Here is an 11,445-nt window from a genome sequence, read left to right as displayed (position 1 = left end):
GGCGCGCGGGGTTTTCCGGGGGCGGCCACGCGGTCCGGACGCGCGACGACCCCGGACGCGGGTGCGGCCCGGGGTCGTGCGGGGATCACGGGGAGGACGTCGTGTGACGCACCTCACTCCGCGGGTCGTGCTCGGGTCCGGTGCCGGACGCGGGGTCCGGCGCCGGGGCCCCGGCTCAGTGGTCGGTGGTCTTCTTCTTGCTGAGGAGGAACACCGCGCCGCCGCCGACCACGACGAGCACGGCGGCGATGCCGGCGATCACCGGGGTGGCGTTGGAGCTGCCGGTCTCGGCGAGGTCACCGCCTCCGGTGGTGCCGGTGGAGCCGCCCGCGGTGTCACCGCCGGTGGTGCCGTCCGCGGCGGACGGAGAGGGGGCCGGGGTGGTGGGCCCGGTGCCGGGGGTGGTCGCGGAGGGATTCGGGCCGGGAGGGGCCGTCTCGCAGTCCAGGACGCCCTCGAAGGTCTGCTCGAAGTCGTTCGGGCCGGTGATGGTGAACTTGTAGGCCTCGTCCTCGGCGAGCTCGACCGGAATGGTCTTGGTCTCGCCACCGGCGACGGTGTGGGAGGTGCCCTTCAGCTCGAAGGTCCAGTCCTCGTCGCCCTCGTTGGAGGCGACGACCTCAAGGCCGCCCCCGGCGCAGTCCTTGGCGACCGTGACGGCCGGGACGGCGCCCTTCTTGGCCCAGGCCGCGGCGGCCTCGGCGGTGACGGTGGAGCTGCTGGAGCCGGCCAGGATCATGGTCTGGCTCTTCTCCTCGACGCTCACGAAGGCGCGGCCGAGCGGAACCTTCGTGGTGGCCTCGGCCTTGATCTCGGCCGTGCCGTCCTCGGTGCCCTTCGGCACGTCGACGAAGACCTCGTCGCCGTCCTTGGCCTTCGTGACCGCCTTGCCGTCCTTGCCGACGACGCCGGTGCCGGCCGGGGCGCCCGGAACCACGGAGAGGGTGGTCTCGGCGGCGTTGGTGGAGACCTTGATCGGGCCGAGCCTGTCGCCGGCCTTGCCGGCGACCGAGGACGGGGACAGGCTGAGGGAGGCCTTGGGCTCCTCGACCTTGGCGGCGCTGCCGAACAGGTACTCGGTCAGCCGCTGCGCGTTCTCGTCGACCGGCGTCGCGTCGACCTTGTCCGAGTAGCGCCAGATCGCGGCCTGCGTGGCGGCGGCGGCGGTCTCCTTGGTCAGGCCCTTGACGCCGGCCTTGTCGCCGAGGGCTGCGACCGAGACGTTCGGGTAGGAGTTCTCCAGGATCCAGAGGATCTTGCCCGCGTCGGGGTTGTCGTGGAGGGACGACTGGTCCCAGCCGACCTCCTTGTACTTCTTGCCGTCGAGCGCGTTGGTCCGGAAGTCGATGCAGTAGGTCTGCAGGGTTCCGCCGTTCTCGACCTTCATCTCGAAGAGGCCGCCGCTCTCTTCCCGGACGTGTTCTTCGCCGTCGGCCTTCTCGGTGACCTTCACCTGGGCGGAGACCTTCAGCTGGCCGAGCACGGCGGAGGCGCCGCCGTTGTCACCCGGCCCCTCTTCGGCGGCGGCGGGTCCTGCGATGCCCATCGCACCGGCGGCGACGAGCCCCGAGACCAGGGTGGCAGCGGCGAGGCGGCGCGCCGTGCCCCGCCCACGAACTGAAAACATCGGATTCCCCTCCGGGCGAGCCACTCCGCGAACGGCCTTGTTCCGCGTGGGAGGGGCGCACGCCAACAGACTCACAGACTCGATGGGCTCACGTGCCACATGAGTACCCGGGAATCCTAGGGACGCGGAAGCCGCGGGTACCCGGCCATACGGTCGGACAACCATTCCGTCTCGGAATCGTTACCACGTACCGCGAGTTGGTCGACAAATCGCCACGACACAAGGTCAGGGCACGGTCACCAGCCGGTGTTCGGTGTTCGCTTCCTCGCCTTTTCCTCCGTTTCCCTTCTCGGAGTCCCCTGTTCCCACCGCGATTCCCTCCACCGCCACCGCCACCGCTTCCGCCATCGCCTCCGTCCACGGATCCCCCTCCGGCGCCGGCCCGAGCACGGGGCCGGCCCCGGTTTCGGTCCCGGTCCCGGCGTACGGCTGCCCGTCGGTCCGCGCCCGGGGCTCGGTCCGCGCCGCACGCCGGAAGGCCGCCGTCCCCCGGGTCAGGTCGTGCCCCACGGCCAGCGCGTCCACGTCCACGAAGGTCTTGCGCTGCCCGTCGCGCTCGTCCTCCCGGACCCTCAACCGGCCGTGCACCACGAGCGGTTCCCCGACCGAGACCGAGGCCGCGAGGTTGGCCCCCAGGGAGCGCCAGGCCGACACCGTGTAGAAGCTGGTGTTCCCGTCGGACCAGAGGCCCCGCTCCCGGTCCCAGCGGCGCGCGGTCACCGCGAACCGGAACCGGGCCACCCCGCCCGTCGCCGTCTCCCGGTACTCCACCGCCGTCGCCACGTTGCCGACGAGCGTCACGGTCGTGTCGTTCATGGTCCCGCCCCCATCCGTCTCCGCCGGACGCCCTTCGGTCGGGCGCCCTTCCGGTCCCATGGTGGGGCGAAGCCGGGAATCCCGCCGGAGCCTGTGGAAAACCCCGTAACGGTGCACAACTCCCTTACCCGGAAGGGTGAAAGCAGGCAAAGCGAACCGGGGGCCGAACGGCGGGAGGCCCGGGGGCCGAACGGCGGGAGGCCCGGGGGCCGAACGGCGGGAGGCCCGCCGCCCGGCTGCCTCGTCCGGCTGTCTCGTCCGGGCCCCCGCCCGGCTGTCTCGCCCGGCCACCTCGTCCGGGCCCCCGCCCGGACACCTCGCCCGGCTATCTCGCCCGGGCCCCCGCGCGGGTGGCGCCCAGGCGCCTCGTACCGGAGCGGTACCCGCCCACAACGCGGGCCGGCGCGCCCAGGGCGCGGACCGGCGGGCGGGTGCCCACCACCGTCGCGTACTGCTCGCGCACCTCCCGGTAGCGCACCAGCTCGGCCGCCACCGGGTCCAGCACCCGGGCCCGGCCGCAGGCGGCGGCCGCCTCGCGCAGCCGGCGCTCGGCCTCCTGCCCGTACCGGCGCGCCGGGCCCTTCACCGCGCCCTCGCAGGCCCATTCGACGAGCGGACCGCCCACAATCCCGGCGAGCATCACGAGAACCGGCGGGAGCAGTCCGGGCTCCAGGACGCCGATGATCTGCCCCATCAGCCAGAGCGCGCCGAAGACCTGGAGGAGCGTCATCACGACCTGGGCGAGGACGGCCGCGGGCCACCAGGCGGGCCGGGGCGGCCGGGCGGCCGGGTCGCCGAGGGAGACGGCCAATTCGTCCAGGGCCTCGGGGAGGCCGTCCGCCCCGCGCGCCGCCGCCTCGCGGACGGCCTGCGCCCACGGGGCGGGGAGCCCGTACGAGGCGTCGTCGGCGACGATCCGCACGGCCTGCTCCACGCGCTGGCGTGCCGTCAGCTCCTCCTCGGCCGGAGGCGCGGGGTGCGGGTCGGTGGAGCCGTGCGCGCGCTTGCGCTCGTACCAGCGGTACAGCCGCAGCCAGGGGGTGCCGCAGGCGCGGATGGCGCCCCGGCGCCAGACCCGCTCGGCGGCCTCGCCGGCGGCCTGGGCGCCGACGGCGGCGGCGAGGCGGTCCGTGAAGGCGTCCCGGGAACGCTCGTCGAGACCGGCGCGCCCCTCGGCGACGTACGCGGGGCGCAGTTTGGCGGCGGCGGCGTCGATGTCGGCGGAGAGGCGCCGCTCGGGGGCGGTCTTCTCCTGGACGAAGCGGGCGAGGAGTTCGCGCAGTTCGGGGACGCCCTCGCCGGTCAGGGCGGAGAGGGCGAGGACGGTGGCGCCGGGTTCGCCGTGCTCGCCGAGGGCCACGCCGTCCTCGTCCAGGAGGCGGCGCAGGTCGTCGAGGACGAGGTCGGCGGCGTCGGTGCCGAGCCGGTCGATCTGGTTGAGGACGACGAAGGTGACCTCGGCGTGCCCGGCGAGGGGGCGGAGGTAGCGCTCGTGGAGGGCGGCGTCGGCGTACTTCTCGGGGTCCACGACCCAGATGACGGCGTCGACCAGGCCGAGGACCCGGTCGACCTGGTCGCGGTGGGCGGTGACGGCCGAGTCGTGGTCGGGCAGGTCCACGAGGACGAGGCCCTGGAGCTCGGTGTCACCCGTGCCGCCCGCGAGGGGCCTGCGGCGCAGCCGGTTGGGGATGGCGAGCCGGTCGAGCAGTCCGGCGGCGCCCTCGGACCAGCTGAGCGCGATGGGCGCGGCGGTGGTGGGGCGGCGCAGGCCGGTCTCGGAGACGGCGACGCCGGCGAGGGCGTTGAAGAGCGTGGACTTGCCGCTTCCGGTGGGTCCCGCGACGGCGATGACGGTGTGCCGGGAGGAGAGCCGCTGGCGGGCGGCGGCCTCGTCCAGGACGCGCCCGGCCTCGGCGAGGGCGTCGCTCTCCACGCGCGCGCGTGAGAGGCCGACGAGTTCGTGGAGGGCGTCGAGGCGGTTGCGGAGGGGGCGGCCGTAGTGCCCGCCGAAGGGGGTCGGCACGTCCTCGGCCCCCGCCCCGGGGCCTCCCCCTTCGAGGCCTTTCCCGGCCTCCTCCTTGAGGGTGGCGCGCTCGCTCGCGCGGCGGGCGATCAGACCGTCGTCCCAGCGCCCGAGGTCGCGGTCACGATCGCGGTCCTGGCCGGGGTCACCGGGGCGACGGCCACGGTCCCGGTCGAGGCCGGGGTCACGGCCACGGTCCTGGTCGAGGCCCCCTGGGTGACGGCCCCGGCCCCCGTCCTGACCACGACCGAGGTCGCCGGACCGACGGCCCTGGTCACGGTTCCGGTCGCCACTCCGGCCCCGGTCCCGGCCCAGGTCCGGGTCCCGGCCCGGACCCCGACCCAGGTCCCGGCCGAGGCCGAAGTCGCCGGAGCGACGGTCCTGGCCGGGGTCGCCGGGGCGGCGCTCCCGCCCCTGGTCGCGCTTGCGGCCGTCTTCCAGCTGCACGTCACTTCTCCTTCTGGAGTACGGAGAGCGCGGCGATCAGCTCCGCCTGCGGCTCGGGGGTCACGTCGAGCGCGTCGAGGGGGGCGAGGCGCCGGTCGCGTTCGGCGTGCAGGACACGGTCGACGTACGAGACGACGAGTTCGCCGCCCTTGTCGCGGAGGCGCAGGGCGACCTGGGCGCCGAGGAGTTCGGCGAGGCGTTCGCCGGCGGGCCGGGTCCGGCGGCCGCCGAGGAGGGAGGCGGCGAGGAGGGCGGCGACGGTGTCGGCATCGGGCAGGGCGCCGCGGGAGCCGGCGGGGCGCTCCACGTCCCGTACCTCCTCCTCGGCCAGCTCTTCGAGTACGCGGCGCCAGCGGCGCACCTCGACGCCGATCCGCTCGCCGGTCTCCCGGTCGGCGCAGGTCCGCACCGGGCCCAGGGCTTCGGCGGCGGGTTCGTGGCGCCAGCCGTCCCGCACCCGCTCCTCGGCGGCGGAGACCGCGCAGTGGAGGAGGGCGGCGAGGGATTCGGCGAGGGCGTCCAGGAGTTCCTCGGCGGTGCTGTCGCGGGGGTAGGCGCGCCAGCGGGTGCGGGCGTCGCCGGCGAGGACGGCGCCGCGGCCGAGCTGCTTGCGCACCCGCCGGCCCTGCTCGTGGTAGGCGGCCTCGACGACGCCGCCGAGGCGGACGGCGGCGGCGTACTGGGCGGAGACCGCGCCGGCGAGTTCGGGGAGCCGGGCGTCGAGGGAGTCGATGACGCCGAAGGCGGTGCGGTCGGCGGCCTGCTGGTGGGCGGCCGGGTCCTCGGCGCGGTGGGCGAGCCAGCCGCGGAGGGCGGTGACGGCGCTGTCGGGCAGCAGTCCGCTGCCGCCGCCGGTGGACTCGGGGAGTTCGGGGATGGTGAAGCGGGGCACGTCGCCGAGCCCGGCCCGGTCGAGCAGGGCGCCGTACTGGCGGGAGACCTCGCCGATGACCTGGTGGGGGACGCGGTCGAGGACGGTGACGAGGGTGGCGTCGTACTCCTTGGCGGTACGGAGGAGGTGCCAGGGGACGGCGTCGGCGTACCGGGAGGCGGTGGTGACCATGACCCAGATGTCGGCGGCGCAGATCAACTCGGCGGCGAGGAGGCGGTTCTCGACCACGAGGGAGTCGATGTCGGGGGCGTCGAGCAGGGCGAGGCCCCGGGGCAGGGAGGAGGCGGTCTCGACGCGGAGGGCGTTCTCCTCGGGGGCGGGCTCGTCCACGGGGTGGTCGTCGTCGGCCTGGGGCAGCCAGACGCGGGTGAGCTGCGGCAGGACGCGCATCCCGGCGAACCAGTGGTGGTCCTCGGGGTGGCAGACGAGGACGGGGGTGCGGGTGGTGGGCCTGAGCACGCCGGCCTCGCTGACGCGCCGCCCCACAAGGGAGTTGACGAGCGTGGACTTCCCGGCGCCGGTGGAGCCGCCGACGACGGCGAGGAGCGGGGCGTCGGGGTCCTTCAGCCGGGGCACCAGGTAGTCGTCGAGCTGGGCGAGCAGCTCGACCCGGTTCTGGCGGGCGCGGTCCGCGCCCGGGAGGGGCAGTGGGAGACGCACGGCGGCGACACGGTCGCGCAGGGCGGAGAGTGCGTCGATCAGCTGAGGCCGTTCGTCCAAGGTCACCACATGCGAAGAATGCCCAATTTATGAGTGTTTTTGAAGCGTATGGGGGCCCTGCGCGCCGAAGAAAAGGGCGGTGACCGGAAGACGGGGCATAACGAGTGCACAACACCCGCCCCGAGCGATGCGAAAAGCGCTGCGCGAATCGCACCTGCCTGCGATTATCGTTCCGCTTCACCGAACCTCCACATCGTGCCACGCAGGCGAAGCAACCGGGCCAAGGCGATCGGAGCCCTATCCTTGTCCCGGCAGGTCACACCCCACCCACCAGGGGCTCCTGGCCACACGGCCACCGACCGGCCCCCGTAGCTCAGCGGATAGAGCAGGTGCCTTCTAAGCACTTGGCCGCAGGTTCGAGTCCTGCCGGGGGCGCTTTTCCTGTACGACCAGGCCCTCCTTCGGGAGGGCTTTCTGCTGGTCAAGAGCGTCTTCCAGCCATCGGTGGAACGGCCGGGCAGAGGGCGGGAAGGCCGGATCCGTCCGACGGCGACCGGGCGCGGACGCCTTCCGCCAACCGCTTCTCCCGAAAGCGGCCCGAAGTTCGGGAGCGGCCCCCGGGGACAAAGGAGACAAAACAGCATTCTGGTTGAAGTGGGGACCGTGTCCGGATCATTCTTGCTGCCGTGTCCCTCGTCACCACGCTCGACGTGTCCCGCCTGCCCGACTACGCGTACGACTGGGCCCTGGTCGACGTCGAGACGTCCGGTCTGGTCGCCCGGCGCGATCGGGTCCTCTCCGTCGCGGTGCTCACCTTCGGGCCGGACGGGGTCCAGAACGGTGAGTTCTCCACCCTGCTGAACCCCGGCTGCGATCCCGGCCCCGTGCACGTCCACGGTCTGACCGCGGAGCGGTTGAGCGGCGCCCCGACCTTCGAGCAAGTGGCCGGGCGGATCGGCGCGCTCCTGCAGGACCGCGTCATGGTGGCCCACAACGCGCAGTTCGACTACGACTTCCTGGCCCACGAGTTCGCCCGCGCCCGGCTCCACCTCCCGGTCTCCCAGCGGCTGTGCACCCTGGCCCTGAACCGGCGCGTGGAGCCGCCCGCCGCGGACCTCGGCCTGGCGTCGCTGGCCGCCCACTACGGCGTGCCCCGGACCCGCGCCCATGACGCGCTGGACGACGCCCGCGTCCTCGCCGGGATCTTCCGGTCCTCCCTCTCCGAAGCCGCGCGGCTGGACGTCCCGCTGCCGCTGGTGCCCTGCCCGCCCCGGCAGGACCCGCGGTTCGCGCCGAATCCGCCGAAGACCCCGTGCGCCTACCGGAACCCCGGCCGTCCGGCGCCCGGCGGACCGCTCGTCCAGGGCATGAAGATCGCCGTCACGGGCGAGACGGCGACCTCCCGGGCCGAGCTGGTGGCCCGGGCCGTCGCCGCCGGGCTGAACATCATGTCGTCGGTCAGCCGGCACACCAGCGCCCTCGTCACCAACGACGCGGCCTCGGGCTCGGCAAAGGCGCGGCGGGCGATCGCCGAAGGCGTCCCGGTCCTCGACGAGCACGCCTTCCTGAAGCTGCTGGGCGAGGTGCGCCCCGGGACGCCGCACGAGGACCGGACGCCGAAGGCGGCCCCGGGGACGGCCCCGGAAGCGGTCCCCGGGGCGGCGTCGTCTCCCGTCCTGGTCCCGCCGCCGCCCGCGCGCCCCGTCAAGCCGTTCGGGCGGCGGCGGGTCCTGGTCCTGGGCGGTACCCACGAGGAGGCGTCCGCCGCCCGGGCCCGGATCGTCGACATGGGCGGTGCCGCCGCGATCAACCTCTCGGCGGGCGTCACCGACGTCGTCCTCCTCCCCGGGGGCGAGCGCGACCGCCGCATGGCCCGCGTCACCTCGCTGGGGCTGCCGGTCCGTGAACCCGCCTGGCTCGGAGCCCCCGTCTCCGAGCCGGCCGGGGCCCTCGCCCCGGCCGGCGCGGCGACCGACGTCCTGCCGCGCGGCGGGGTCCTCGACCTCCCCGCACCGTCCACCGCCGGCCACTGGCACGTGAGCGCCTCCTGGGCGCAGCAGACCACCTGCGAGATCGACGTCGTCGCCTTCGTCCTGGACGAGGACGAGCAGGTCTCCTGCGACGGGGACTTCGTCTTCTACGGTGCACCGGAGAGCCCCGGCGGATCCGTCCGCCTCCTCTGCGACGGCCCGACCGAGCAGACCGTCGCCGTCGACCTCGCGGCGCTGCCTCCGGCCGCCCGCAGGGTCGCGATCGCCGCCGCCGTCGACGGCGCCGCCACCTTCGGGGACATCGGAGCGGTCCAACTCGTCCTCGCCCCGGGCGTCGACGCTCCGGCCACGGCCCAGGCCACCCTGGACGCCGCCACCAGCGAACGCACCCTGCTCCTCGCCGAGATCTACCGCCGGGGCCCGCGGTGGCGCTTCCGCGCCGTCGGCCAGGGGTACGACCACGGCCTGGAGGCTCTCGTACAGGGATACGGCGTCGACGTGGAGTAGTGGAGCAGTGAAGTAGCCGACGCGGGGTGCTCGGACGGCGAGCGGTCCTTCCTCCGTCCCGCGCTGCTGTCGGAGCGGGCGTCCGGTGCGGGCGTCCGGTGCGGGCGTCCGGTGCGGGCGTCCGGTGCGGGCGTGCTGTGCGGGGGCGGGTGATGGTTCGCCGTGTCGCCTCGTCGCCGTATCGCCTCGCGGCCGGAGACCATCGGTTTCGTCCCTCGTGCACTCGTCCCCGGAAGGCTCCTTCCGGTCGGGAGGGGAGCGCCCCGCGTGCGCGGACCCCCGTACCGCGCACGCGGGGCGCACCGGGAGCGGCCCGGACGGGTCGAGCCGTGCGGATCCGGCCCGTACGGTCGGGGCGGCATGCGGCCCCCCAGCCCCATGCCGCCCTCCCCGTCCCGTACGGAACGGATCCGGCCCCCGCGGTCCGGCCCCCGGTGTTCGGAAGGTCGATCGTGGACAGGGAAGACGTTAGGGGGCGGGCACATCCGCGCGCGTCCCACCAGGAGTTGATCCCGGGTAAACCTGTGCGGTACTCCCCGGGGGTGGTTCCGGGAGCCAGTCGCGGGCCGGGTCGTACTCCAGCCATCTGCTCCGCCGCGCCTCGGCGGCGCAGGCCGCGGTGAGGCGGTCCAGGCCGGGGTGGCCGTCGCCGGTGCGCCAGAGCAGGGACCAGGCGTACAGCGGGGTGGGATCGACCAGGGGTACGGAGCGGAGGCCGGGGACCTCCGGCAGGGGGACGTCGGCGGGCAGCAGGGCGAAGCGGCGCGGGTCCTCCGCGATCCCGGCGAGGAAGTGCCCCAGGCCCAGGTTGACGCTCGCGGCCCTCGCGCGCACGCCGAACCGGTCCGCGAACCGGTGGAGGAAGTCGAGCCGGTCCAGCGGGCCGGGCGCCCACAGCACGCCGGAGCTCAACCGGTCCGGGCGGAGGGACGGTTCGGAGGCGAGGGGGTGGTCGGCGCCCAGTACGGTGTCCACCGGTTCGAGGCGGACCAGGCGATGGGTCAGGCCCGCGCGCAGCGGAGGGTGGACCCGGCCGAAGGCCACGTCCACCCCGCCGTCGAGGAGCGCGTCCGTCACCGACGGCAGGTCGCGGCCGTGGCCCAGTACCCACGTGCCCGCTCTCCCCGCCACTTGGGCCAGGGTGCGGGTCGGGGCGTACAGGTGGCCCCAGACGTCCACGCGGAGCGGGCGTTCCTCGCGGGTCACCGAGGCGACCGCCGCGTCGGCGGCCTCCAGCGTCCGCCGGGCCGGCCGGAGGAAGCGCTGCCCGGCGCCGGTGAGGGACACGCCCCGGCCGTCGCGCAGGAACAGCGGGGTGCGGAGGAGGGATTCGAGGCGCGCGATCCGTTTGGACAGGGCCTGCTGGGAGATGCCGAGCGTCGCGGCCGCCCGCCCGAAGTGCAGCTCCTCCGCGGTGCGTACGAAGGCGCGCACCTGCGCCACGTCGAGATCCACGGTCCCCACCGTAGCCCTGGCCCCGGGCGACAACCCGTGGTTGTCGGTCCCTCCCTTCCGTTGTTGGAGGGGCGGCCGGGCGCCGGGTTTCCATGCTCGGCATGCAGAGACTGATTCCCACCGGGGAGGCGGCGCGTCCGGTCGCCTTCGCCGAGGTCCCCCAGCCCGTACCGGAACCGGGGGAGGTACTGGTCAAGGTGGAGGCGTTCGCGCCGAACCGCGGCGAGACGTTCCTCCTCGAAGCCCCCGAGCCGGGGTTCCTGCCCGGCAAGGACGTCGCCGGGCTCGTCGTCCAGGAGGCGGCGGACGGCTCCGGGCCCGCCGTCGGCACCCGCGTGGTCGGGCATCCGGCGCGGGGCGGCTGGGCCGAGTACGCCGCCGTGCCCGTCCACTCCCTCGCGGTCCTCCCGGACGGCGTCGACGGCGTACGGGCGGCGGCCCTGCCCCTGGCCGGGATCACGGCCCTGCGGCTGCTGCGCGCGGTCGGCGCGCCGGCCGGCCTGCGGATGCTGCTCACCGGCGCCTCGGGCGGGGTCGGACACTACGTCACCGAACTGGCGGTCGCGGCCGGGGCCGAGGTGACCGCGGTGACGGCCACTCCGGAGCGCGGTGCGCGGCTCGCGGAGCTGGGCGCGCGCGTGGTGCACGGCGTCGCGGAAGCGGCGGGGCCGTTCGACGTCGTCCTGGAGTCCACGGGCGGGCCCGACCTGCCCCTCGCCCTCACGAAGGTGCGGCCGGGCGGCACGCTCGTCTGGTTCGGCCAGGCCGGCCGCGTCCCGGCGACCCTCGACTTCTTCGCGCTCCTCGGCGGGCCCGAACGCGTCACGATCCGGCACTTCCACTACGCCGGCGCCCCCTACGGGCCCGATCTCGCGACGCTGGTGCGCCTGGTGGACCAGGGCCGGCTGCACCCGGAGATCGGCCGGACCGCCTCCTGGGAACTGACCGCCGACACCCTTGTCGACCTGCGGGAACGCCGTATACGCGGCAAGGCCGTCCTGCTGACGGGAGAAGCACGGTGAACGCA

At 74.8% G+C, this 11,445-nt stretch carries 7 protein-coding genes and 1 tRNA gene; 3 read left to right on the top strand and 5 right to left on the bottom strand.

The features are described 5' to 3' along the window. Positions 1-175 precede the first annotated feature (175 nt). The 4 genes from OO47_RS15945 to OO47_RS15930 form a co-directional block, all read right to left on the bottom strand. Entirely contained in the window at positions 176-1,627 is a 1,452-nt protein-coding gene (locus OO47_RS15945) for a Cys-Gln thioester bond-forming surface protein (RefSeq protein ID WP_030210540.1), read from the bottom strand. Positions 1,628-1,852: 225 nt separating this feature from the next. Continuing rightward, the gene (locus OO47_RS37790; RefSeq protein ID WP_078489677.1) at positions 1,853-2,443 is read right to left on the bottom strand and encodes a single-stranded DNA-binding protein; all 591 of its coding nucleotides are present in this window, start codon (positions 2,441-2,443) and stop codon (positions 1,853-1,855) included. A 325-nt stretch (positions 2,444-2,768) separates the two neighbouring features. Then, on the bottom strand, positions 2,769-4,913 hold the full coding sequence (locus OO47_RS15935) for a YfjP family GTPase (protein ID WP_407696309.1): 2,145 nt from the start codon (positions 4,911-4,913) through the stop codon (positions 2,769-2,771). A 1-nt stretch (position 4,914) separates the two neighbouring features. Beyond that, positions 4,915-6,525, bottom strand: a complete 1,611-nt coding sequence (locus OO47_RS15930; RefSeq protein ID WP_030210531.1) for a dynamin family protein — start codon at positions 6,523-6,525, stop codon at positions 4,915-4,917. Between the two features lie 302 nt (positions 6,526-6,827). On the opposite strand from OO47_RS15930, the gene OO47_RS15925 reads away from it, so the two are divergent. Both OO47_RS15925 and OO47_RS15920 read left to right on the top strand, forming a co-directional pair. Next, positions 6,828-6,900 (top strand) — tRNA-Arg (locus OO47_RS15925). Between the two features lie 251 nt (positions 6,901-7,151). After that, positions 7,152-8,963, top strand: a complete 1,812-nt coding sequence (locus OO47_RS15920; protein ID WP_030210528.1) for a TerD family protein — start codon at positions 7,152-7,154, stop codon at positions 8,961-8,963. Between the two features lie 468 nt (positions 8,964-9,431). Here the strand turns inward: OO47_RS15920 and OO47_RS15915 are convergent, their stop codons facing one another. Beyond that, a complete protein-coding gene (locus tag OO47_RS15915) occupies positions 9,432-10,418 on the bottom strand; it encodes a LysR family transcriptional regulator (protein ID WP_051715691.1) in 987 nt (328 codons plus the stop codon). 101 nt (positions 10,419-10,519) lie between these two features. Here OO47_RS15915 and OO47_RS15910 point away from each other — a divergent pair, with 101 nt between their 5' ends. Beyond that, positions 10,520-11,440 carry a zinc-binding dehydrogenase gene (locus OO47_RS15910; RefSeq protein ID WP_030210518.1) on the top strand — a complete coding sequence of 307 codons (921 nt, stop codon included), beginning with the start codon at positions 10,520-10,522 and terminating at the stop codon, positions 11,438-11,440. The last annotated feature ends 5 nt before the right edge of the window (positions 11,441-11,445 follow it).

Source organism: Streptomyces bikiniensis, assembly GCF_000716625.1.
GTDB classification, from domain to species: domain Bacteria; phylum Actinomycetota; class Actinomycetes; order Streptomycetales; family Streptomycetaceae; genus Streptomyces; species Streptomyces bikiniensis.
Note: the sequence above shows the minus strand (reverse complement) of the source record. Positions and strands in the feature narration are given on the sequence as shown.